The organism is Helicobacter sp. CLO-3 (assembly GCF_001854545.1).
Taxonomy (GTDB): domain Bacteria; phylum Campylobacterota; class Campylobacteria; order Campylobacterales; family Helicobacteraceae; genus Helicobacter_B.
The window spans coordinates 1-24,998 of sequence record NZ_MLQN01000020.1; the positions used below are offsets into that span (position 1 = coordinate 1).

Consider the following 24,998-nt stretch of genomic DNA (forward strand, 5'->3'; position numbering starts at 1 on the left):
GGGAAATCGTCTTTTTTGATCGCAGCTGGTATAACCGCGCGGGCGTGGAGCGCGTGATGGGATTCTGCACGCAAGAGGAGTATAAGCAGTTTATCTATCGAGTGTGAGAGGGGGGGGGGGGGGGAGGTAATCCCGATAAAAATCTCGATGTCTTTGCACTTGCAAGAGAGCTAGATCCAGATAGAGCAAATGCGAATTCTAATGCAAACAGTCCTGATACCTCTTATATCACCTCTCCCAGCAAACCATACTCAAACTTTCATATGCGCGATATTTTTGGTAGATATCATCGTTTTTTTCGCCCATATGCTAGCAGCGTAAAGGCATTTGTTGTGCACTCTCTACCAAATGCATATGCGCATATGAAAGAAGACTTGGTATGGACCAAAAGCAAAAGGGCGCTGCTGCCATATACGAACTATAGGCATCATCAACTAGAAGCGCCTCAAAATACATCATTTTTGCGCTCTATTATTGTTATTTTAAAACTGATTAGAAATTGGTATAGACTATTTTATAAACCAAAAGTTATAAGACTTGATGGGGCTGCGGCGCTGCTTACGCGACCTGTGGATGGCACCTTTGGGCATTTTGTCAAAGAGGTTATGCTTAGCCTTTATCAATTTCGATTAAGTGGCAAGCAGATAGATTATTACATCATCGCGCAAGATTATGCTTTTCAAAAAGAAATGATGCCTTTGGTTGGTATCCCAGAATCCAAAATCATAGCTGCCAATCCTAGCAAAATCATCCAGGCTACAGAACTACTCATTCCCACTATATTGCATGATTATTCATATGTAGAATATAGACCCGACAATCTTCATTCTAGCGTCACTATTTTAACCCAAGTCATCAATAGCCTTCTGTATTCCAGTTTGCTCATAAACACATTACCAAAAATCCCAAAAAGAAAAATATTTCTCACGCGCCCCAAGAATTCTAATCGCAATATAGAAAATGCCAGTGAGGTGGAATCTCTATTTAAAGAATTCGGATTTGAAATCATTCTGCCAGACTCTATGAGTTTAAACGAGCAAATGGAGCTTTTTTCTCAAGCTAAAGTCGTAGCCAGTCTGCATGGCTCTGGATTTGCAAATATACTTTTTGCGCCAAGAAATATCTTTGTATTTGAGCTATTTTCACAATATTATCATGACCCATTTTCATTTTTAATGGCGCTATCTAGAAAGGATAAATACTTCTACATGATAGGTGAAACCAAAGACACCACACCACATCCACAAAAAGAAAACGCCTACTTTGAGCCAAATAAGCTTAGGGAAGCGCTAAAAATATTACACGAATATATAGGGGAGTAAAAATAATTAGAATATTTTGATAATATATTACATTATTTAAGCGTAACAATCTTTGCAAGCAAAATAAGCCTTGCTGGCAAAGTGTTCTTTTGCAAAACTTATGCTATCATCCATAGATAAAAACAACAAAATCTAGTTTTTTAAACACAAAAATCTAGAATCCAAACTCAAACAAGGCTTGATATGCGTCCAATAGTTTTGATAAATTCCCAGCCATTCGCTGATATCGCCACGATTGTGGTAAATGAGATCACTTATTATCCGCTGCGAAACGCGCTCGTAGAGGCGCACATCGACCCCGACCGCCCGCAAGAACAAATCCAAGCACTCATCGTCACCTCAAAACACGCTGTCAAAGCGCTTTCACAAGAGATGCAAAAATACCCAAAAATGCGCGCTTTCCTAGAAATCCCGACCTTTGCGATAGGCTCTGGCAGCGCGCATGCATTGCAAAAAGAGGGCTTTGGCGTGGAGTTTGTCTGCCATGATTCGCATGGAGAATCCTTTGGCAATGAGCTAGTGCATCGGCTAAAAAACCGCCCCACCCTCTATCTGCGCGCCAAAAAAATCGTCTCTGGGCTTGATGAGCGCCTCACTGAAGCCAAAATCCCATTCAGACAAATAATCGCCTACAAAAACACCACCAAAACCCTCGCCAAAAGCGACCAGCCAGCGCCTCGCGCCATCATCATTTTCACATCGCCGAGCAATTATTTTTCATTCGTGCAAAATTTTGGCTGGGAGGGGAGCTACATCGCCATCGCTATTGGGATGACGACTTTTGGGGCGTTTGGGCGCGAGGTGATGGGCTATGTAAGCCCGGTGCAGACGATAGAGGGCTGCGTGGAATTCGCCAAAGAAATCGCTAGGATTTATCCATAAAATGTTTTAGGTTGTTAAAATGCCAAAATATTTCAAAGGCAAATTCTTGGGATCTTAAAAAAAATAAAAAAAGATTAGGGCTGGCAAAACGTTTGGGGCCACTTGAATCGATGAGGTAGGGGCTGGATATTGTCATTTTAGCGAGACCTACAGCCTAGAATACTTCCGCCAGCTAACCGCAGAAAAACTAGTCAAAACAAAAACGCCAAGCGGATACAACACTTACCGCTGGGAGAAAGTGCGCGAGCGCAACGAGGGTCTGGATTTGTTTGTGCTCTGTTTGGCTGGAGCTAAGATTATGCGGCTGGATAGCATGGGGTTTAATGCGAAAAAGCAGCAAAATCCAAAAAACACAGATATTTAAGCTTTATTTAACAAAATAAGAATACAATACGCGCACTCTCATAAGGAGTCTTGGCCTAAGCTTTTAGCTTAGGTTTCCCGGACTAGCTTCCGGGGGATATTATTCTTGACATCTTGCTTCTTACTGCTTCAAGCTCATTTTTATCAGCCATATAGTGATAGTTTATAACCCTTTTAGCGTCATACATTCTTATTTGCCCCAGCATAGCGGTTACTTTAGTGCCATTCTTTTTGCTTGTTATTTTTTGGTATAGAAAGCCTTTTTTGTTTTTGCTAGGAGTGGCACACCTATGAAAAAATCATAAGTAGTATTTTCTATATACACCTTTTTCAAAACTAAAACAGGTCTAACAAAATCGCCACCTTTGCCATTCACTTCACATCCCACATTTTGCCCCACATTCACCCAATACACGCCACCCTCTTTTATTATTTTTTGTCGCTTTGGGCTATTATGTATAGCTTTTTTGGTGTCATTCCATTTGTCAAAGTTATCCATCCCAATCCTTTTTACGCCTTTTTTGTAGCTTGCGATTATAAACCCTTGCGTCTTAAAAAACATATAATCGCCTTATCGCTAGCTTTTATGACATTTAATGTAAGATTAATGCGCATTTTGCTATAAATCAGTTTTATTTCTAATTTCAAGGAGATCCGATGAAAAGTCTTGTTTCAAAATTTGCTATTCTAGCTTGTGCAGCAGTGCTTTTTGCTGCTTGCGGTGATGACAAAAAAGAAGCTGCGCCAGCCGCTACAGAATCTACTCAAGAGCAAGCGGCTACACCTAGCGAAGCACCGGCCGAAGCTAATGCCGAAGTGAAAGAAGAAGCTAAATAGTTTCTAATCATAGCCTTTTGGGCTATGATTTCGCTTGCTTGACACCAAAAAACTACTTTTGCCACTTATTTACTGCTTGCATATTCATCATAATGACACCCATAAAAACAATATATATATTGCGTTCTTGTTCTAATCTTTTTCCGCACCTTTTAGATTTTTATTTTTTATATAGCTATATTTTTGAGGCTATTTTTGCAAAAATTATTGCTTTTTGCGCTGTTATTTTTCGCAAAATCACGCTTGTGATAGCTATCGCTTTTTGCGCTTTTTTGATGCCTATAAGCGCACAAAGCGTCGATACAGAAAAAGAGCAGAATCTGCAAAGCCCGCAAGATACGCAGAATCTAAAAAACCCACAAAGTCCGCGCGCAAGCACCGCACGCCAAAAGCATTTTTTGATACTAGATTATGAAAACGACTCAAACTTTGATTCAATGATTGACAAATACTACACTGCTGGCACTTCGCTGGCGTTTGTCTCCAAAGAATACGAGGCGGATTCTGCTATGGCTAGATTTTTGCGGGTGCTTTCTCTGCGCCCTGTTTTCGCGCCTATTTTACGAGAATCTACAGCCAAATCAAACGCACAAAACGCGCCAAATGCGCTTGATACAAACCAAAATCTATCCGCCAAAAATCAACCCGCCCAGAATTCATCCGCCGATACAGCCACAAGCCGCGCGACATTAAACGCCGCGACACCGCCAAATAGCTCGCTACCACACAGCTCATTTTCTATCACTATCGCGCAAGAAATGTATGCGCCAAAAGATCGCTTCAGCGCCATTCCGTCGCCTGATGATTATCCATATAGTGGGTATTTGTATGCTAGATTTCTAGCGCAGCACCGCTATGCAAACGCGCTGGAGCAGCTATCTATCGAGCTTGGGCTGGTGGGGAAAAGCGCGCTTGGCAAGCAGGCGCAAAATCTGATACACGACCTCACCAACAACGCGCGACTTGCCGGCTGGGATACGCAGCTTAGAAATGAGTTTGTCGCCAATCTTTATTATGGGCTCTCTTATAGTGTGCCGGCGATTTATGAGAAAAGCGCGCATTTTGTGGATCTCACGCCACAGCTTAGCCTAGCGCTCGGCAATGCCAGAATCCACGCGCAAACTAGCCTCGCACTGCGCTTTGGCTACAATCTCTCCAAAAATGCTATGCCACTTACGATAAACACCGGGTTTGTGCGCTCTGTGGGGCATAAATATGGCTTTAGTATATATGGATTTGTGGCGGCTGGCGCGCGGTTTGTGGGGCGCAATATGTTCGTGCAGGGCAACACTTTTGCGCCGCATTATGTCACGCCGCACAATCTCGCGCTGCAAAGGGTGATGGGCGAGTTTGCATGGGGGCTTGGGATGGAGTATAAGCGCTTTGTGATAAATTATAGCGTGGTGCATAGGACTCGCGAGTTTGCCACGCAAGATGCGCTACATACCTATGGCTCGGTGATGCTTGGCGTGGGATTTTAGGAAAATATTTTAGCGTGATGATTGGCAGAATCTGCAATGCCAAAAGCTTGGTAATTTTGATAGGCAAAATAGATTCTTGCATGTTTGCAAGATAGAATCCAAAAATAGACAGAATATATGAGGCAAGATAGGCAAAAGTGATAAAGCAGATCCTATACAGCAAAAACAAGTTTGATAAAAAAGCAGCAGAATCTAAAACAGCACAAAAAAACATTAAAGCAGAAAAAATGACAAATGAAAAGCTCCAAAAGTTTAAAGTAAAAATCAAAAAGCCACAAAAGCAAATAAAAGATAAAAATATAAAAATTGATAGAATCTACCGAGAACAAAAATAAAAGTAGAAACAAAAAAATAGCAAAAAGCGCGCTAAAGCCGCACCAAAAGAGCATCAAAACAAATTTGGTGCTAGAATCTTGCTAGATTCTATAAAAAATCTATAGCCTAAAAATCCCTTTTCAACAAGACATCGATTTTTAGGATGGTGATGAGATGGTCTTCGCGTTTGCCTACGCCATCTATCATACCCGCTTGGTTGCTAGCTAGCGTGTCTGGCACTGGGTCGATGCTAGAGCCCGGAAGCGTGATAGCAGCGGTTAGCTTATCGATGACAAAGCCCGCTATCTCATCATTTTGATGCACGATGAGATATCTTGTATCTTTGTCTTGCTTGATAGCTGGAAGCCCAAATTTTAGGCGCAAGTTTATGAGCGGATAGACATTTCCGCGCATATTAAACACGCCTAGCACATAAGGCGGAGTGCCCGGCACGCGCGTAAAATCGGTGGGCTTTACTATCTCTTTGACATTTAGGATTGGCACGGCGAATTCTTCATTGCCTACGACAAAGCCAATGACTTGCAGAATATCTTCTGGCTCATCTTGCACATCGCCTCCGCCGCCCACTTTGCCGGATTGTATTTTTTGCTGCTCGAAAATATCTCTAATTTTATCCGCCATATTATTCTCCCGTTACTAGGTTTATGTTTCGTTTTACCACATTGGCTAGATATTCTGGCGTATATGGCTTGGTGATGTATTCTGTCATACCAGATTCTACGCCGCGCATTCTGTCAGTTTTGCTAGCGCGGCTGGTGACAGCGATAAGTGGCAAGTTTTTAAACTTATTATACTTGCGCACTTCTGCGGCAAATGTGTAGCCATCCATTTTTGGCATCTCGATATCCACGAGCACCGCATCAATCGGCTTGTCGCTGTTTTTCACGATTTCTAGTCCTTCTAGGCCATTGCTCGCTTCTAGCACGGTGACGCCTAGCGTTTTTAGGCATTTTTTCATGATAGCCCTATCGGTGTTGCTATCATCTATCGCTAGCACGACATAATCAGCCGGCGAGCTTTTTGCCTTGGAGGCTTGCGCTTCTTCGATGACATTGTTTATGCTTACTTTGACTTCTTTTGCCATCTCCATCATCGCTGCTACATCCACGATAAGCGTGATTTTACCATCCCCACGCACGGTAGCGCCTGCGATGCCGCGCGTGCTTTTGAGATAATAGCCAAGCGATTTGATAACGACTTCCTCTTGCCCGATGAGATAATCAACGATGACGCCGATTTTTTGCTCGGCAAGCGCGATGATGACGACATAGACTTCATTTGGAGATTCTAGCACAGAATCCACGCCAAAGATATCCGCCAAACGCACTAGTGAAAGCACTTGATCGCGCAGTCGCAAGACAGATTTTCCATCTACGCTATAGATCTCATCCTGCCCGATTCTGACCGTCTCGATGACTGATGAAAGCGGGATCGCATAGTATTCTTCTTGTGCGCCTACTAGCAAGGCTTGGATGATAGCTAGCGTCAATGGAATCTTTAGCTTAAATGTCGTGCCAGCGCCCTTTTCAGAATCTATCTCGATGATCCCATTTAGCTTTTCGACATTGGTTTTGACGACATCCATTCCCACGCCGCGCCCAGATACATTGCTTATGGTTTTGGCGGTGGAGAATCCGGGTTTAAAAATGATGCCAAATGCTTCTTTTTCGCTCATGCCATCGGCGTCTTTTTCAGATATTAGCCCTTTTTCTATGGCTTTTTGCTTCAAGAAATCCGCATCAAGCCCCTTGCCATCATCGGTTATCTCGATGACTATGTGGTTGCCTTCATTATAGGCTTTTAGATCCACTCTGCCCACTTCTGGCTTGCCTAGCGCTTTTCTATCCTCTGGGGATTCTATGCCGTGGTCGCATGAGTTTCTGATGATGTGGATAAGCGGGTCGCCTATCTCTTCTACGATAGATTTGTCAAGCTCGGTTTCTTCACCAGTGATGACAAGATCGATGCTCTTTTTGAGCTCTCTTGAAAGGTCACGCACCATGCGCGGGAATTTGTTAAACACCTTACCTACAGGCTGCATACGCGTTTTCATAACCGCTAGCTGCAAATCTGTAGTGACGCTCGAGATTCCAGAAACGACTTGATTTAGCTCTTCTAGGAATTTCTCGCCATCATAGCGCTCTTCCACATCGCCATAAATCTTAATAAGGCGGTTTTTGCCAAGCACGAGCTCGCCGATGAGATTCATAAGGTTATCTAGCCTGCGGACATCCACGCGCACGGTTTGCTCGACATTTGTGGCCACCGCTTTGCTTTCATCTTTGCCGCCTGCTTTTGCATCTGCTCTAGGCGCTGGTTTTGGCGCGGCTGCGGCAGGTTTTGGCGCGGCAGCGGCTGGCTGTGGCGCTTCTTTTGGCGCCTCTGGCGCTGGTGCTTTGGGGGCTTGGATATCTTCTGCTTGTCCGCTCGCTCGCTTTTGTGCGCGCATTTGCTTATCTGCTTCTTGGCGCTTTTGTAGTAGGCGCTCGATTTCTGCCTCTACTTCAGATGAGCTCATATTAGAGTAGTCTTTTTCTGGCTCATCAGCTAGCGGGTTTGACGCATCGGCTGTAGGCGCGGCAGAAGTTGCTGGCGCGGATTCTGCGGGAGCTGATACCGCTGGTGCAGATTCTGCGGAAGCTGCTGGAGTGCTTGCTTCTGCGCTTGGTGCGCTACCTTGAGAGATAGCTTGTAGCTTTTTGACCGCATCAGTGATGTCTATGCCACTATTTGCATCCGTGCCAGAATCCCTTATCGCCTGCAAAAGCGCCTTCATCAAATCCACTGACAAAAGCACGACATCCATGACATCTGGCGTGATTTTTAGCTCACCGCGTCGCGCTTTGTTTAGGACATCTTCCATATTGTGCGTAAGGCTGGTGAGAATATCAAAATTCAAAAACGAGCTTGAGCCCTTGATAGTGTGCGCCACCCTAAAAATGCGGTTTAGCAGCTCGAGATCTTCTGGATTGTTTTCTAGCTCTACCAAGTCTTGGTCTAGCTGATCCACCATCTCAAAGGCTTCTACAAGGAAATCTTCCATTATCTCTTGCATATCATCCATACAAATACCTCACCAAAGTTAATTTTGCTAATTCTACCAAAAATTTTTGCAACTTCACACTGAAGTTAGCAGTTTTTTGATTTCTTGATAGAATATATTGGGATCAAATTTCACAATATACCCATCGCCGCCGGCTTTTTTGCCCTTTTCTACGCTGTTTGAGTCGCATATCGAGGAGTTAAACACCAATGGTATTTTTGCAAATCGCGGATCGTTTTTTACTTCGTTGGCGAAGTGGAATCCATCTATTTTTGGCATCTCCACATCAGAGACGATGATTTTTAGGTGATCGCCTAGCTTGTCGCCATATTGTTTGAAAAGTGCTTCGATTTTTTGTTTGCCCTCTTCGCCATCGATTGCCTCTACGACGCTAAAGCCCATCGCTTGCAGGTTTTTCACCACTCTTTTGCGTGCCACAGAGCTATCCTCTAGCACCAATGCCAGCCCGCTAAACTTCTCATGCTCCTCGACAATCTCGATAATATCATCCGCTTTTTTCTCATAGAAATTCAGCTCATCGATGATACTTTCTAGATCCAAAATAAGCAGCGTCCTATCGCCCTCTATGCGCGTGGTGCCTGTGATTTTCCCGCGCTCTATGGTGCTAGATGCGCTAAAATGCGCCGGCTCCACATTTTTCCAATTCACCCGCCTTATGCGCCGCACTTCATCGACGACGAAGCCTATATTTACATTATTAAACTCGGATATGATGACTTTGTGCTTGCGAGGCGCAGAATCTACTTTGATATTGAGCCATTTTGAAAGATCGACGATTGGTATAATCATCCCGCGCAAATCAAAAAGCCCAAGCACATAATCCGGGCTCGCTGGGATGTCAAACAGCTCCTCTGGATACTCGACGATGCTTTGCACTTTGGCGACATTCACGCCATACACGCCCTCATACGACTCGCCATCGCGCATTTCAAAAATACGAAAATCAATCAAAGCAATTTCATTATATCCTTCAATTTGAGAATCTAAAAGATTGCCTGCCATATTTCTGCCTTTGTTTGTGGTGCTGATAGATTAATATCGAATTGTAGCGCATATTATAAAACAAAAATTTTTTTATCGCAATAAAAAGAGGGCAAGGCGATAAAATATCCTTTGTTTGTGTTGTCTGTGCTGTCTGTATTGTCCGCTTTGTCTGCGTCGCTGACGTTTGTGGCGCTGTCGCTGGGGGATTTTGCGGGGTTTGTGGATTCTGGGTGCTTTGTGGATTCTGCGCGTTTTTTAGATTCTGCGGGGCTGGTGGATTTTGCGTGAGATTTGGATTCTGCATGCGATTTGGGCTCTATAGAATCTATAGCGGGCGCAGAATCCGCGCGGTTTATAGCCCCTATCGCGCCGATATGAAAATGCCCTTCTATTATGTTTATCGTATTTATCGGCTCGGTTGATTGTGCGTTGGCGCGCGCATTTTTGGGCGCTGGCAGGCATTTCAGATATCGTGCAAAGCGTTTTTTCACAAACGCGCCAAACGCCCGCGCGCCCATGCGCGGCAGGCGGATATGATTGGCATTGACCCTAGATTCTGCTAGCTTGTAGATAAGCCCAAAGCTAAGAGTGTCGATGAGCTTTAGCGCGCTTAGCATTAGCGGCGAATTTATCGCGCGGATGTAGCACTCATAGCCGTGCCCCACGAAAACATCGCCATGTGAAAGCAAAAAGAGATTCTGCCCTACAGAATCTAGCGCTAGAGCTGGCGCGGAATCCGGCATAAAATCTGGCGCTAGATTTCGTGCGGAATCTGACACAGAATCTACTTCGGGCGGATTTGGATTCTGCGAAGCGTGCGCGCGTGGCGTGGCGTTTTGGTTTGGCATATCGTTTTGGCACGATGTGTTGTTTTGGCTTGGCGTGGCGTCTTGAAGCGCAAAAAGTGCTGGCTGGGTGCATCTGGGATAGATTTTGACATTTGGGGAAAGCGCAGAATCCAGCCCGAAATCATGATTCCCCTCAAAATAAAACACCTCGCATTTTGTCGCAAGCTCGTTTATCGCGGCTATCAGCGCGCGGTTGCGCTTGGCGCTGCTTGGGATATGCCCGATAAGCAAATGCGCTATATCGCCCATCAAAAACACTTGCGCGGGCGGATTCTTAATAAGCGCGGCAAGCAAGCCCAGCAAGTCGCTTTTGCCAAAACTTTTTGCGCTAGAATCCGCGCTTTTGTGGTTTTTATGGCCTTCATGGTTCTCGTGGCTTTCATGACTTTCATAGCGCAAAAACGCAGAATCTACATCGCAAGATTTTAGGCATTTTATGGATTCTAGCCACTTAGCTTTTGCGCTGTCGTTGCGAGCGTTGTCGTTATAAGCGCTATCATCGCGAGTGTCGTCATTGCGAGTGTTGTCGTTATTATCTCTGTCATTGCGAGCGTAGCGAAGCAATCCATTGTCGGCACTTGTGGCTTGCGCTGTTTGGATTGCTTCGTCGCTTTGCTCCTCGCAATGACGCTTTGGATTCTGCGATTTTCTCGCTGGCGATGGTGAAATGCAATTGTGCGCGCCAGAATCCACATTTGCGCCGCTGTCAAAATCCACGCGCACGACATCGCCACCCGCGCCATTTGTCTTATAATGCGCATCGGCGATAAAAACCGCTGGCGAGATGATACGCGGCATGTCTTGCGACAAATCATTTTGCAAACAAATATTCATTTTATCCACACTCTTATCTTTTTGGTTTTTGTCTTCTGGCTTCTTGCATTTTGGTTTTGCCCTAAGCTTTTGTTTTTCTATCGCTGTTTATACCATTTGGGCGGTTTAGATTCTAGCGGCGAGCCGACAAACATTTTTTCTCGCGTTGTATTTTTATCTACCTTCCAAGAATCTAGATTTTGGTTAAAGGATCGCGCCCCAGCAAACATAGCACCCATATCCGCAATATTGCTGACATTCCATTTATCTAGCGGCTGGTTGAAAGATTGCGCATCGTTAAACATACCCCGCATATCTTTTACCTTGCCAACATCCCAAGAGTTTAGATTCTGGTTAAAAGATTTTGCACCCAAAAACATTTCTTCCATATCTTCTACATTACTCACATTCCATTTATCAAGCGGCTTGTTGAAAGATTGCGCGCCTTTAAACATGCTCTGCATATCTTTTACCTTGCCAACATTCCAAGAGTTTAGCGACTGATTGAAGGAGTATGCATTCTTAAACATTTCATCCATATATTTTACATTGCTCACATCCCACTTATCAAGAGGCTGGTTAAAGTGTAGCGCAAAATAAAACATAAAACTCATATCCGCAACATTGCTGACATTCCAAGAGTTTAGCGGCTGGTTGAAGGATGCTGCTCTTGCAAACATAAATCTCATGCTTTCTACTTTGCTGACATCCCAAGAATCTAGTGGCTGGTTAAAGGAATAAGCTTCATAAAACATACCATGCATACTTGTAACCTTGCTGACATCCCATTTATTAAGTGGTTGGTTAAAGAGTATTGCTTTGCTAAACATATGGATCATATTTGTAACCTTGCTGACATTCCATTTATCAAGCGGCTGGTTAAAGGATACTGCTTTTAAAAACATTGCTTCCATATCTTCTACATTACTCACATCCCAAGAGTTTAGATTCTGGTTAAAGGATTTTGCATAATCAAACATTTTTTTCATATCTGTAACATTACTGACATCCCAGCTGTTTAGTGGCTGGTCGAAAGATGTTGCGCCCCAAAACATACCGTTCATATTTTTTACATTACTGACATTCCAAGAGTTTAGCGGCTGGTTGAAATAATATGCGCTAAAAAACATAGCGGTCATATCTGTGACATTACTCACATCCCAAGTCTCTATCCCTTCGAAGTCTTCTCGCTCGGCATCGGAATTTTTGCAATTTTTCATATATGATTTAAGCTTCAGATTTTCCAATAATTCTTCGCATCCATCAAAAGAAGCATCGGCAAACAAAAAACTCATATCAGTGATTTTGCTCGTATCTATCGTGTTTAGCTTGATTTTTTTATTTTTGAGTAGTTTTACTAATGCAGCGCGAGTTTTTGGGTGGTATTTATGCTTTGATTTGTCAGTCAAGGGGTTTGTGTTTTTGAAGCTTAGGCTAGAATCTAATTTGGCATTAAGCTTGGAGTTGGGTTTGGAATCTAGGCTGGCGTTGAGTTTGGAGTCAAAGCAAGCGCTAAACATCAAGCCAAGCGCAGCTATGCCGATAAAGGCTAGCTGTTTTAGATTCTGCGCTTTGCTGGCGTTTTTTAGTTTCTTTAGATTCTGATTTATGTGTTTCATTTTTGACTCCTTAGCAATTAGTTTTGGCATTATACTTCAAAAGTCGCTTTAGATTCTGTGCTTTGCAGATTCTAGCGATTTTGGATTCCGGGTAATCTTGCCTTATTTCTTATGCCACTTCGGCGAATTAGATTCTAATGGTGAGTCTTTAAACATATGAAGGCCTTTGTATGCATTTACTTTCCAAGAATCTAGATTCTGATTAAATGATTTTGCGGCACAAAACATGCAGTTCATATTTTTTACATTACTCACATCCCAAGAATCTAGCGGTTGATTAAAAGATTGCGCGCCTTTAAACATCTCATCCATATCTATGACCTCGCTAACATTCCAAGAATCTAGTGGTTGGTTAAATGAGATTGCTTCATAAAACATAGAACTCATATCTGTAACCTTGCTAACATTCCAAGAATCTAGGGGTTGGTTAAATGAGCGTGCTCCAGCAAACATAGCCTCCATATCTTTTACATTACCAACATCCCAAGAATTAAGCGGCTGATTAAAGGATTCTGCATGAGCAAACATAGCATGCATATATGTAACCTTGCTAACATTCCAAGAATCTAGGGGTTGGTTAAATGAGCGTGCTTTAGCAAACATAGACCCCATTGATTCTACCTTACTCACATCCCAAGAATCAAGCGGTTGATTAAATAAATATGCTCTATCAAACATACCATTCATATATGTAACATTACTAACATTCCATTTATCAAGCGGCTGATTAAATGAGTGTGCTTCATAAAACATGCTGCTCATATTTTCCACCTTACTCACATTCCAAGAATTTAAAGGTTGGTTAAATGATTGCGCTTCAGAAAACATATCACTCATATGTGTAACATTGCTAACATTCCATTTATCAAGCGGTTGGTTAAATGAGCGTGTCCTATAAAACATGGAACTCATATCTGTAACATTACGGACATTCCAAGAATCAAGCGGCTGATTAAATGACTCTGCATAATAAAACATGGAACTCATATTTTTACCTTGCTAACATCCCAAGAATCAAGCGGTTGATTAAATGAGTGTGCTTCATAAAACATAGCACTCATATCTATTACATTACTCACATCCCAAGTCTCAATTCCGCTAAAGTCTTTTCGTTCGTCAGCTGTATTTTCGCACTTTCGCATATATGACTTAAGTCCTATCTTTAATAATTTATCGCATCTATAGCTAGAAGTATCTGCAAATAACAAGCTCATATCCGTGATCTTGCTCGTGTCTATCGTATCTAGCTTTATAGATTCATCGTTTAACAATTCTACTAATTCATCCCTATTTTGTGGGTGGTATTTATGCTTTGATTTATCAGTGAGCGGGTTTGTATTTGCTGCATTGTTTGAAAAAATATTACAAGCGCTAAACATCAAGCCAAGCGCAGCTATGGCGATAAAGGCTAGCATTTTTAGATTTTGCACTTTGCTAGTGTTTTGTAGATTTTTTAGATTCCACGCTTCGCTGGCATTTTTTAGTTTCTTTAGATTCTGATTTATATACTTCATTTTTGACTCCTTGCGATTTGGTTTTGGCATTATACTTTAAGTTGTTTTTAGATTCTAGCGCTTTTGTCGCTTTTTAAGTTTTGTTATCGTCATTACTTAAAGAAACTAACTTCTTTGAGTAATCAATTAGCCTTATCTGTCATTGCGAGCGAGAGCATAGCTCGAGCGCGGCAATCCACTTGCATTTTTATAGATTGCATTTTTATAGATTGCTTCGTCGCTTTGCTCCTCGCAATGACGAAAGAAGCGCGAGATTTATTTGGCAAAACGAACGAAGTGAGTTTCTTCAGTAAAGCGTAGCTTCTTTAGTAATGACAAGGAAGGTTTTTGGCAACGACAAATTTAGATTCTGCACTTTTTTGGATTCTAGCGATTTTGCCTTATTTCTTATGCCACTTCGGCGGGTTAGATTCTAGCAGTGAGTGTCCAAACATATATTCCTGATTTGCCTCTTTATTTACTTTCCAAGAATCTAGATTTTGATTAAACGATTTTGCATCATAAAACATAAAACCCATATATTCAACATTACTTACATCCCAAGAATCTAGCGGCTGATTAAAGGATTTTGCGCCAAAAAACATATGATTCATATTTGTAACGCTACTTACATCCCATTTATCTAGCGGCTGATTGAAGGATTTTGTGTCCATAAACATAATCACCCATAGTTGCAACATTACTCACATCCCAAGAGTTTAGCGGCTGATTAAAAGATTCTGTGCCAAAAAACATAAAACTCATATCTTTTACATTAGAGACATCCCAAGATTCTAGTGGCTGATTAAAGGAGTGAGCTTCATTAAACATGCCCCACATTTTTGTAACGCTACTTACATTCCAAGAATTAAGATTCTGATTAAAAGATTTTGCGTGACTAAACATATGATTCATATTTGTAACGCTACTTACATCCCATTTATCTAGCGGCTGGTTAAAAGCTTCTGCACCACTAAACATACTATCCATATCTGTAACCTTACTCACATCCCAAGAATCTAGGGGCTGGTTAAACGATATTGCATTTTTAAACATCTCGCTCATATTTTTTACCTTGCTTACATCCCAAGAGTTAAGCGGCTGATTAAAGGATTCTGCGCCATAAAACATAAGGCTCATATTAGTAACATTACTCACATTCCAAGAATCTAGGGGCTGATTAAAAGAGCAAGCTTTATAAAACATCATCTGCATATTTGTAGCTTTGCCAACATCCCAAGAATTAAGCGGTTGGTTAAAGGATGTTACACCAACAAACATACCGCTCATATCTTTTACCCTGCCAACATCCCAAGTCTCAATCCCGCTAAAATCTTTTCGCGCTCTAGCATTGTTTTTGCAATTTGGTATATATGTTTCAAGTTCTATATATCTTAAGCTATAGCACTCATCGCCAATATTCGCAAACAAAAAGCTCATGTCTTTTATCTTGCTTGTATCTATCGTATCTAGCTTTATGCTTTCATCTTTTAGCAACTGCACGAACTCATCGCGCGTCTGCGGGTGGTAAATGTGTTTTGATTTGTCAGTCAAGGGGTTTGTGTTGGCTTGCAGGCTAGAATCTAGCATTAGCGCAAAAAGGCAGGCAAGGGCTAGCTTTTTAAACATTTTTAGATTTGATATTTTTGATTTTAGCGTCTTTAGATTTAATGTTTTTGGATTTTGCGTCGCGCGGGCGTTTTGTAGCGTTTTTAGCAGTTTTAGATTTCGCATTGTCATTTTTGCTCCTTTTGAGTTTGCTTTAGCAACCATCAACATCAATATGACTTTTAGAAGAGTCATACCATTTTGGCGGTTTGGATTCTAGTGGCGAGCCAACAAACATGCCTCTCATAATTTTGACATTGCGCGTATTCCAAGAATCTAAATTCTGGTTAAAAGATTTTGCATCATAAAACATATGGCTCATATTTTTTACATTACCGACATTCCAAGAATCTAGAGGTTGGTTAAATGATATTGCGCTCCAAAACATATCACCCATATTCTCCACATTACTGACATTCCATTTGTCTAGCGGCTGGTTAAATGAATCCGCTCTAAGAAACATACCGCTCATATTTTTACCTTACTTACATTCCACTTATTAAGCGGTTGGTTAAAGAGTATTGTATCGCTAAACATATGACTCATATTTGTAACGCTACTTACATCCCATTTATCTAGCGGCTGGTTAAATGATTTTGCGCCCCGAAACACTTCACCCATATTCTCCACATTGCTGACATTCCATTTATCTAGTGGTTGATTAAAAGATTTTGTATAAGCAAACATACCGCTCATATTTTTTACATTACTTACATCCCAAGAATTTAAAGGCTGGTTAAATGGTATTGCGCCCCAAAACATAGCACCCATATCCTCCACATTGCTAACATCCCATTTGTCTAGCGGCTGGTTAAATAAATCCGCTCTAAGAAACATACCGCTCATATTTTTTACATTGCTCACATTCCACTTATTAAGCGGTTGGTTAAAGAGTATTGTATCGCTAAACATATGAGCCATATCTTTTACTTTACTTGCATCCCACTTATCAAGTGGTTGGTTAAAGGATGTTGCGCCAAAAAACATACCGCTCATATTTTCTACCTTGCCAACATTCCATTTATCAAGCGGTTGATTAAATGAATATGCTTCACAAAACATACTGCTCATATCTTTTACATTACCGACATTCCAAGAATTAAGCGGCTGGTTGAAGGATTTTACTGAAGCAAACATAAAACTCATATCTGTAACCTTACTCACATCCCAAGTCTCAATCCCGCCAAAATCCTTTCTATATTCAGCGGTATTTTGACATTGTCTTGCATAGTGCTCTATTTCTTCTATTGCCTTTAATTCAGGGCAATAACTAACATGAAACATATTCGCAAACAAACAACCCATATTAGTAATTTTGCTCGTATCTATCGTGTCTAGCTTTATGCTTTCATCTTTTAGCAGCTGCACGAGTTCATCGCGATTTTTTGGGTGGTAAATGTGCTTTGATTTGTCGGTCAAAGGGTTTGTGTTTTTGAGGCTCGGGCTAGAATCTAATTTGGTATTAATCTTTGGGTCAAAGCAAGCGCTAAACATCAAGCCAAGCGTGGCTATGGCGATAAATGCTAGGTTTTTTAGATTCTGATTTATGTGTTTCATTTTTGGCTCCTTTTAAGTTTTGTCGTCGTCATTTTACCAAAATGGATTGCTTCGTCGCTTCGCTCCTCGCAAAACGAACGAAGTGAGTTTCTTCAGTAAAGCGCAGCTTCTTTAGTAATGACGAAAAAAGTTTTTTGGCATTTTTAGATTCTGCATTTTGCTCGCGTTTTGTAGTTTTCCTAAGATTCTGCATTATCATTTTGGCTCCTTTATAAGCTATTTATCAAATCCCCTCCGCTTATTAATCTCCACTTATCAAAATCCCCTACTTGTCAATTTTCCCCTACTTATTAAAATTCTCTCGGTGCTCTTTAAATGTCTTGCTAAATGAATGCGTGCCGTTTTTGTTACGCACGAAGTAGAGATAATCCACGCTAGCCGGATTTAGCACCGCCTCTATCGCCTCGATGCTAGCACTTCCCACCGGTGCTGGTGGCACGCCTTTGTTGCGATAGGTGTTATAAGGCGAGGCGTCGTTTCTTATGCGCTCTGGCGTGATTTTTAGATGCGAGTATTTGCCATAGTTTAGCGAGCCATCCATTTGCAAAGGCATACCGATATTTATGCGATTATAAATCACAGCAGCGACTATTGGCATCTCTTGTATATTTGCCGCCTCTTTTTGCACGATAGAAGCCATAGAGACATATCTAAACCACTCATTTTGCTCGTATCGCCCCAAATGCTTTGTGGCTAGATTCTCATGTATTTGCATCGAGCGCGCGATGAGGTTTGAGATGAGTTTGTCTTCATCTATTTGTGAAGGGATTTTGTAGGTGTTTGGCAGTATCACGCCATCATCATAGGGCGCGTATTTGTGATACGCTTCCCAGAGCTTGGCTTCGTTTAGGTTTAGCTCGCTAGCGATATTTTGGATGAAAAAATACATCGTCTCACCTGGTATCAGCGTGATACTCTGCTGCGCTGCTTTGGCGGCGGTGAGATAGTAGAGGAAGTCGCCTTTGGCGATAGCATAGCCTTTGGCAGAATCTGCTTTGGTGTAGATTTGTATCGCTTGGCTCATATCTATCGCGCCGCTTTGCGGTTTGCCCAAAAGGCGCAAAATGTTTTTGTCGAATTGGTTAATATCAAATCCATTTTTTGATAGATATGCTATAATGCTGGCTATCGAACCTTGTGGCACATTGACTATCGGCGTGCTTTGTATAGGCAATCCCAAATAAAAAAAGATAGCTAAGATTATGAGAAAAACCCCATCCAAAAGATTATTAAGCGTATTTATCATCCTCTTTGTAACCATTGTCGCCCTTTTTAGTGGTCTCAAGATACTTTCAGATGGCATCAAAATCGAGAATCTAAAAATATCTGACATACAAATCAAAGGATTCTACCTAAAACTCAATAAAAAGTTTATTTTGCAAGCACAAGAAGTGGATCTGCGCGAGCAAATGAAAAAGAGTGAAAAATCTGGCAAAAAGGATTCTAAGCTAGATTTCAAACAAATCGGCAGCTACATACAATACGCCCTTTGGGGGCTGGCGTATTTCGAGCAGCTGGGCGTGGAGCGCATCATTTTGAGCGATGATTATGTCGCGTCGATTTTGTATGATGGCGAGCATTATTTGCTGCATTTTCCTAAGCTTGAAGCGGTGTTTGATGTCCAAAGCCAAGATAATAAAATCGAGCTAAACATCAAAAAACTCCATATCATCGAGCCAAATATGGAAGTAGCGGGGCGGATTTTGTATGCTAGCTCTAGCGGGCAAATCGGCTTTGGGCTGGCTATCAGTCCATTTCTATCAAGCGCAAATGCAGAATCTAAAAAGCTAGATTCTAGAGATTCTGGCGTGGATTCTAGCGCGGATTCTAGCGCCAAAAATGCAGAATCCAAAAGCCAAGATCTCAAAAATTCTGGCATCAAAATATTTCTGCAAGGCACAAGCGATCTCAAGCGCCTCGTGCTAAAAGCACAAACCTCCAAAATAAAAAATCTCGACTTCTTGCGCGAAAGTTTGGCTCAAAGCGCGCCAAATGTGCTGCCCGCACTTGATAAATGGCTTTTTGACGCGCTTAGCTTTGATACTATGGAGATAAAAACCGCTAGCTTTGACATCACGCTAAATGACAAAAAGTTTTTCAAAACGCTTATGGAAAACGCCAAAATGACGCTTCTAGTAAGCAAGCCAAACTACAAGCTAGACCCGAGCCTGCAGCCCTTTGCCGCCAAATCAGCGCAGATAAAAGTCGCCAATATGCAAGCGGTGCTTGAGCCAGATGATATCAAGTTTGACACCACTAGCCTTGCTGGCTCAAGGCTTATTTTCACGCTTCCAAAAGATGTGCCAACCCTTAGCATACAAGCGCGCGCCGAGCAGCTAGACTATACGCAAGCACTGCGCGATTTGCTAGCGATATATCATGTGAAAATCCCGCTAGATTCTATAGACGCGCAAACTAAGGCAAAGCTAGATATAAATGTCGCTTTTGAGGAGGAGGCGCATGTCTCGCTTAAAGGCGAGATAAACGCGCAAGATGGGCTCATCAGCATCTCGGGGCAAAATTTTAGCACCAAGCAGGCAAATATCGCTATCAACATAACGCCACAGATACAAGATAGCTATGTGGATATATGGACGCAAAACACGCGCTATGAGAATCTATTTGACATCGATACCAAATCGCGCTTGAGCCTCGCGGACAAAAAGATAAAAACAAGCCTCTTCATCCACGCACTGCGCGTCAGCACCAACCCCGATGTAAATCAGCGCCTCATCCAGCCAAAAGAGATTTTTAGGCATATCGATGGGCTAGATAAAATGCAAGATGAAATCTCTAATGAAATCCAAGATATACAAGAATCAAGAGAGAGAGAATCTAGGGAAAATGATTTTGCGCCGGATTCTAGCGAGGATTCTAGTGGTGCAGAATCTAGCGGGCAAAATATGGATTCTGGTGGCGCGAGCGCTGGTGGTGCAAGTGGTGCAGAATCTAGCGCAAAATCAGATTCTCGCGCCAAGCATTTGGCAAAATCCAGCGCGCATTTGACAAGCGCATTGCGCGCGTTTGAGTATCCTTTTGGCTCATTTACTAGAGTGCCTATCAGAAACTTCGCGCATTACGCATCAAACACTACCGCTTTGCCAGAATCCAAATCAGATTCCAACCCAGAATCTCAAAATGCAGAATCTAAATCTAGCGATAGTAGCGATAATGATGGCAGTGATGGCTATGTCAAGCTAGATTCTAATCCAAACACCAAGCCAGCCGCACCAAACGCGCCCGCGATAAACACACCCACAACAAACACGCCAAGCACACCAACTGCGCCAAGCACCACGAATGCCAGCGCGCCAAATAATCCGCAAGATTCTATCATTTTGCCAAAAGCGCCCGATGCTTCACAAGCGCCGCAAGAAGAGATTCTCGAGTTTGGCGAAGATGTGGAGCAAAGCAGTATCCATAACCCAACCGCGCCCATAAATCCAGCCACGCAAGAGCCACAAGAAGCAGAATCTAATATGTCAGAATCTAGCGCGCAAGCAAATCCAGATTCTAGCGCAGAATCCGCCACACAAAAGGGCGCGCCAAATGACACGCAAGAAAACGCGCCAGCTACACAAGAAAATCCAGAATCTAGCGCGCCAGATTCTGCCGCCCAAGAAATAGCGCCAACACAAGAACAAAGCCAAACCCAAGAATCCGCGCAAAACCAAGAAGCTATCAAAAATGACGAAGGCGACACAAGCGAAGCAGGCGACACAAACAACGCAAATAACACGAGCGAAACAAGCAACGCAAACAACACGAGCGACACAAACGAAGCAAGCGACAACGACGCCCAACCCGCCGCAAAACCCAAAAAACAAGCCCCAAGCACCTATCGCACCAATGGCGTGGAGCTAGATTTCACCAAACCCATGAGCCCAGAAGTCATGCAGGCAAAAATCATCGAGCTTATCAAACATCAAGATGAGCAAAAATTCACCTATGATATTTTTAGCGCCACGCAAGAGAGCCTGCCACAGATTGACATAGAAGTGGATTTTGCGCAAGACCCGGTGCTTATCAGCATCCCGACTCTTGATGTGCAAGCGCAAGTGCTAGGCGAAGAGATAAAAGCAAACATCACAAACTTTGCCAAATTCGCGCCATACTCGCCGCTTATGCGCTATCTGGGGCTTTCGCAAGGCAGCGCGTTCGTGCATATTAGAGGGGCGAAGGATTTTAGCTTTGGTGTAAGTATCATCGACTTTCCTTCATTTTTGCTTGATAAGCAAAAGCAGGTTATCAAAGATTTTTCATTCCGCGGAATCTATGCCAATGACAAATTGCAAATAAAAAGCGAGGATGAACTCATCGGGCTAGATTTGTATGATAATACCGTGCTAGCGAGTTTCAAAGATATAGATGTGGATATTGATAGCCTGCTTTCTAGCGAGATTCCAGCGATACAAGAGGCGTTTAGCACTTCTAGTGAGAAAAAGGCGGTTTTCACTCGAGAGCAGATTCTGCTAGAGAGTGAGTTTTTGCGTCAAAAAAGGCGATATGAGCGCCAAAACAACATAAAACCCAAAATCATCGCCATAGAAGCCGAAAATGTCGTAGGATTTTTCAAAGATATCACGCTGCCATTTGATGATTTCAACGCCAAAATCCGCGATGATCGCATAAGCGCTGATGCCACTTACAAAAATGGCATCGCAAACATCGATATAATTCATGGCAATGTTTTGTTTAAAGCGGGGAATTTCAGCGGGGATTTTCTAAACCGCGTCATCGGGCGCAAAATCGTGGATGGCGGGCTGTTTGAGATGGGTGGAATCTACAAAGAAGAGATTTTCAATGGCGAAATAAGCATGCAAAATACAAGCTTCGTAGGCTTTGCTATCGCGCAAAATATCATAGGGCTTATTGATACAATCCCTTCACTTGTGATGTTTAGAAGCCCAGCACTTAGCTCTAAAGGCTATGAAGTAAGCAAAGGCAAAATAAAAGTGTCGCTAAACACGCAATATGTGGGACTAGAATCCATAGACCTAACCGGCAAATCTATGGATATCGTGGGGAATGGATTTATCGAGATAGACACGCAAGAAGTGGATATGGGGCTCTCTATCTCTACGCTAAAAAACCTAAGCGGGATTCTAAACAAAATCCCAATCGTAGGCTATCTGCTGCTAGGCAAAGATGGGCGTGTGACGACGCAAGTAAGCGTGCGCGGCACCCTCCAAGACCCCAAAACCCAAATAAGCCTCGCACAAGATTTGCTAAAAACACCGCTCAAAGTCATTCAGCGCGCGTTTGCGCCGGTGGATATGGTAATAGATGAAATCATAAAAAGCGTCGATAGATAATGCCTCTTAGCAACCTAAACACCGAGCAGTATAATGCTGCTACTGCGCCTATGGGACATAACCTCATCATCGCCTCCGCAGGCACAGGCAAAACCTCTACTATCGTGGGGCGCATAGCACATCTGCTAGAAAGTGGCATAAATCCACAAGAAATACTGCTGCTAACCTTTACCAACAAAGCCTCCCAAGAGATGATCTCGCGCGTAGCCAAACGCTTTGGCAATATCGCAAACCAAATAGAATGCGGCACTTTTCATGCTGTGTGCTACAGATATCTAAAAGAAAAATACGCCATAAGCCTAAAACAGCCAAAAGAGCTAAAAGTGCTTTTCAAAAGCATCGCACAATCGCGCGTATATACCAATCAAACAAACACGCCGCCATATTCTGCACAATATTTGTTTGATATCTACTCACTTTTCCTAAACGCTAGAAATAACGAAAGCTTTGAAGAGTGGCTATCATCAAGAGGCAGCGATCATAGCGCGTATATCGAGATATATGAGGGCATTTTTGATGAGTATAATGCACTCAAAAAAGCGCATAATTATATGGATTATAATGATTTGCTTATCGAGTATGCCAAAGAAATGCGCGCGATAGACTGCCCCTATCAAGAAATACTATGCGATGAATACCAAGACACAAACCCCTTGCAAAACCAAGTCATACACGCGCTCTCACCAAAAAGCCTTTTTTGCGTGGGCGACTATGACCAAAGCATCTATGCGTTTAATGGCGCAGACATCTCTATTATCTCTAGCTTTCAAAGCACCTATGCGGATTCTCGAGTCTGGACGCTTAGCAAAAACTACCGCTCGACTAGATACATCCTAGACCTTGCTAACCGCGTGATAGAAAAAAACGAGAGAATCTACCCCAAACGCCTAGAAGTCATCAAAAACACCGAGCCAATCCCACCAAAACTGCTCGTGTATGATGAGCTATTTGCCCAATACCAAGACATCGCGCGCAGAATCATGACAGCGAATTATCCGCTTGATGACATTGCTATCATTTTCCGCAACAACTCTTCAGCCGATGGCTGCGAAGCACTGCTAAGAGAGCTAAACATCCCCTCCAAGCGCAAAGGTGGCGTGAGCTTTTTTGATGCCAAAGAAGTGGCACTCATGCTAGATATCTGCTCGCTTTTATACAACCACAAAGATATGATGGCATATATCCATGTGTTAAGCTATGGCTCTGGCATCGGAAGCTCGATAGGCAAAGAGATCTATGAAGGCTTAAGCAGGCTAGGCGAAGGAAATGCGAGGCGCGGGCTACTCTCGCCAGATACTAGCATCCGCCCCTTTGAAAAGCGAGCGAAAAACTCGCAACTTGGGCTTTTTGATGATTTTTTCACCTTGCAAGATACCAAAAAGTTTGATGATGTCGTGCATCCGCGATTTGCCGGGAATCCGATACTATCACATCCCAAGCTTACTTTTGAGGGTGCGAAATTTTTAAGCGCGCTTTTTGAGATCGTGCGCTCGCATGATATAGGCACGCACCCGCGCCCACTCATCGCAAACATCGCCAAAAGCGACTTTTATCAGCATATAGTAGAGATGCTTTGCACCCAACGCGCCAAAAACAAAGATGGCGTGATAGACCCAGAGCGCAAAATAGACGCGCGCGAAAAAATCGAGCGCAAAATGCTGCTACTCCAAGACATCGCCAAAAACTACGAGAATCTAGGCAGGTTTTTAAACGCGATGGTGCTAGGCAGCAGCGAAAACACGCAAGGAAGCGGCGTAAATCTGCTAAGCATCCACGCTAGCAAGGGGCTTGAGTTTGGGATGGTGTTTGTTATTGATTTGATGCAGGGCAGATTCCCAAACCTAAAGCTCATCGCCAAAGGCGGGAGCCTCGAAGAAGAGCGGCGGCTGTTTTATGTGGCAATCACGCGCGCCAAAGAAATCCTCTACCTCTCCTACGCCAGCCGCGACGCGATGAAAAACATCGACTACCGGCCCTCCATCTTCCTCTATGAAGCCGCCCTCATCCAAAACACCCCAGAATCTAAATCGGGGAAATGATGCAAAATGATTGATTGTACAAAGATTTATCATCATTGCAAGAAACAAAATGGCAAAAACAAGGCAAAGGTTTTTTAATCTACAAAAAGCAGCAAAAATCTTTCAGCTAAATAAAGTTTTATGCATAAGCACAACGGCCTTGAAAATACTACATGTATCATGGAGATACACAAAATCAAGAGCCAATATTCATTGGATTGAATCCTCACACAAAAAGCAAACGATGATAAGGCAAAACAAGAACAGACAAAAATGCAAAATTAGATTTTAATGTTTTAATAGATCGTATATTCGGATTTTTAAAACCTCGCAATGACAAAAAGCGGAAAAGTTGATGCCGTTGGCGCAACCTTATTTATCTTGTCACATGTTGCGCTAACAACCATGCCCTCTGGCACACCAACAAAAGGTATAAGCAATCCCATCAAGCCATCAAT

22 protein-coding genes and 1 pseudogene are annotated in these 24,998 nt (G+C 42.7%); 9 read left to right on the plus strand and 14 right to left on the minus strand.

Annotated features, from left to right (window positions below; all coding sequences use genetic code 11):
• From BKN38_RS10345 to BKN38_RS12305, 4 genes and pseudogenes are all read left to right on the plus strand, one after another.
• Positions 1–104: pseudogene (locus BKN38_RS10345) on the plus strand (polyphosphate kinase 2); the annotation flags it as partial.
• A 159-nt stretch (positions 105–263) separates the two neighbouring features.
• Positions 264–1,322, plus strand: coding sequence for a DUF563 domain-containing protein (locus BKN38_RS06250; RefSeq protein ID WP_082942429.1), 1,059 nt, complete (start codon positions 264–266; stop codon positions 1,320–1,322).
• A 183-nt stretch (positions 1,323–1,505) separates the two neighbouring features.
• On the plus strand, positions 1,506–2,204 hold the full coding sequence (locus BKN38_RS06255) for a uroporphyrinogen-III synthase (RefSeq protein WP_066453880.1): 699 nt from the start codon (positions 1,506–1,508) through the stop codon (positions 2,202–2,204).
• A gap of 106 nt (positions 2,205–2,310) precedes the next feature.
• On the plus strand, positions 2,311–2,568 hold the full coding sequence (locus BKN38_RS12305) for a terminase gpA endonuclease subunit (protein WP_082942430.1): 258 nt from the start codon (positions 2,311–2,313) through the stop codon (positions 2,566–2,568).
• A 237-nt stretch (positions 2,569–2,805) separates the two neighbouring features.
• Here the strand turns inward: BKN38_RS12305 and BKN38_RS11930 are convergent, their stop codons facing one another.
• On the minus strand, positions 2,806–3,129 hold the full coding sequence (locus BKN38_RS11930; RefSeq protein WP_104720816.1) for a hypothetical protein: 324 nt from the start codon (positions 3,127–3,129) through the stop codon (positions 2,806–2,808).
• Positions 3,130–3,224: 95 nt separating this feature from the next.
• Here BKN38_RS11930 and BKN38_RS06265 point away from each other — a divergent pair, with 95 nt between their 5' ends.
• From BKN38_RS06265 to BKN38_RS06275, 3 genes are all read left to right on the plus strand, one after another.
• The gene (locus tag BKN38_RS06265; protein ID WP_066453882.1) at positions 3,225–3,404 is read left to right on the plus strand and encodes a hypothetical protein; all 180 of its coding nucleotides are present in this window, start codon (positions 3,225–3,227) and stop codon (positions 3,402–3,404) included.
• Between the two features lie 275 nt (positions 3,405–3,679).
• Positions 3,680–4,885, plus strand: a complete 1,206-nt coding sequence (locus tag BKN38_RS06270) for a lipid A deacylase LpxR family protein (protein WP_233712905.1) — start codon at positions 3,680–3,682, stop codon at positions 4,883–4,885.
• 137 nt (positions 4,886–5,022) lie between these two features.
• Complete coding sequence (locus BKN38_RS06275; protein WP_070957739.1) at positions 5,023–5,220, plus strand: hypothetical protein; 198 nt, start codon at positions 5,023–5,025, stop codon at positions 5,218–5,220.
• Positions 5,221–5,326: 106 nt separating this feature from the next.
• Here the strand turns inward: BKN38_RS06275 and BKN38_RS06280 are convergent, their stop codons facing one another.
• The 13 genes from BKN38_RS06280 to mltG form a co-directional block, all read right to left on the minus strand.
• Complete coding sequence (locus BKN38_RS06280; RefSeq protein WP_066457459.1) at positions 5,327–5,842, minus strand: chemotaxis protein CheW; 516 nt, start codon at positions 5,840–5,842, stop codon at positions 5,327–5,329.
• A gap of 1 nt (position 5,843) precedes the next feature.
• Positions 5,844–8,285 carry a chemotaxis protein CheW gene (locus BKN38_RS06285; protein ID WP_066457462.1) on the minus strand — a complete coding sequence of 814 codons (2,442 nt, stop codon included), beginning with the start codon at positions 8,283–8,285 and terminating at the stop codon, positions 5,844–5,846.
• A gap of 54 nt (positions 8,286–8,339) precedes the next feature.
• Complete coding sequence (locus BKN38_RS06290) at positions 8,340–9,287, minus strand: chemotaxis protein (RefSeq protein ID WP_066457465.1); 948 nt, start codon at positions 9,285–9,287, stop codon at positions 8,340–8,342.
• 53 nt (positions 9,288–9,340) lie between these two features.
• Complete coding sequence (locus BKN38_RS06295) at positions 9,341–10,960, minus strand: hypothetical protein (protein WP_070957740.1); 1,620 nt, start codon at positions 10,958–10,960, stop codon at positions 9,341–9,343.
• Between the two features lie 68 nt (positions 10,961–11,028).
• Positions 11,029–12,549, minus strand: a complete 1,521-nt coding sequence (locus tag BKN38_RS06300; protein WP_066457472.1) for a BspA family leucine-rich repeat surface protein — start codon at positions 12,547–12,549, stop codon at positions 11,029–11,031.
• 102 nt (positions 12,550–12,651) lie between these two features.
• The gene (locus BKN38_RS06305; protein ID WP_066457476.1) at positions 12,652–13,536 is read right to left on the minus strand and encodes a BspA family leucine-rich repeat surface protein; all 885 of its coding nucleotides are present in this window, start codon (positions 13,534–13,536) and stop codon (positions 12,652–12,654) included.
• Entirely contained in the window at positions 13,533–14,063 is a 531-nt protein-coding gene (locus BKN38_RS06310) for a BspA family leucine-rich repeat surface protein (RefSeq protein WP_066457480.1), read from the minus strand. The genes BKN38_RS06305 and BKN38_RS06310 overlap by 4 nt, the downstream gene beginning before the upstream one ends.
• A 380-nt stretch (positions 14,064–14,443) precedes the next feature.
• Positions 14,444–14,722 carry a BspA family leucine-rich repeat surface protein gene (locus BKN38_RS06315; protein ID WP_066457486.1) on the minus strand — a complete coding sequence of 93 codons (279 nt, stop codon included), beginning with the start codon at positions 14,720–14,722 and terminating at the stop codon, positions 14,444–14,446.
• Positions 14,682–15,782 (minus strand): BspA family leucine-rich repeat surface protein, encoded by a 1,101-nt coding sequence (locus BKN38_RS06320; RefSeq protein WP_070957741.1) that lies wholly within the window; start codon positions 15,780–15,782, stop codon positions 14,682–14,684. The genes BKN38_RS06315 and BKN38_RS06320 overlap by 41 nt, the downstream gene beginning before the upstream one ends.
• A 22-nt stretch (positions 15,783–15,804) precedes the next feature.
• The gene (locus BKN38_RS06325; protein ID WP_066454386.1) at positions 15,805–16,122 is read right to left on the minus strand and encodes a BspA family leucine-rich repeat surface protein; all 318 of its coding nucleotides are present in this window, start codon (positions 16,120–16,122) and stop codon (positions 15,805–15,807) included.
• Complete coding sequence (locus BKN38_RS06330; RefSeq protein ID WP_066454389.1) at positions 16,119–17,207, minus strand: BspA family leucine-rich repeat surface protein; 1,089 nt, start codon at positions 17,205–17,207, stop codon at positions 16,119–16,121. The genes BKN38_RS06325 and BKN38_RS06330 overlap by 4 nt, the downstream gene beginning before the upstream one ends.
• Before the next feature lie 28 nt (positions 17,208–17,235).
• Positions 17,236–17,406 (minus strand): hypothetical protein, encoded by a 171-nt coding sequence (locus BKN38_RS11120; protein WP_156528113.1) that lies wholly within the window; start codon positions 17,404–17,406, stop codon positions 17,236–17,238.
• Between the two features lie 84 nt (positions 17,407–17,490).
• Positions 17,491–18,468, minus strand: coding sequence for an endolytic transglycosylase MltG (gene mltG, locus BKN38_RS06335; protein ID WP_066454394.1), 978 nt, complete (start codon positions 18,466–18,468; stop codon positions 17,491–17,493).
• Here mltG and BKN38_RS06340 point away from each other — a divergent pair.
• Both BKN38_RS06340 and BKN38_RS06345 read left to right on the plus strand, forming a co-directional pair.
• The gene (locus BKN38_RS06340; RefSeq protein WP_066454396.1) at positions 18,410–22,522 is read left to right on the plus strand and encodes an AsmA-like C-terminal domain-containing protein; all 4,113 of its coding nucleotides are present in this window, start codon (positions 18,410–18,412) and stop codon (positions 22,520–22,522) included. The genes mltG and BKN38_RS06340 overlap by 59 nt on opposite strands.
• Positions 22,522–24,561 (plus strand): ATP-dependent helicase, encoded by a 2,040-nt coding sequence (locus BKN38_RS06345; protein WP_066454397.1) that lies wholly within the window; start codon positions 22,522–22,524, stop codon positions 24,559–24,561. Before BKN38_RS06340 ends, BKN38_RS06345 begins: the two co-directional genes overlap by 1 nt.
• The last annotated feature ends 437 nt before the right edge of the window (positions 24,562–24,998 follow it).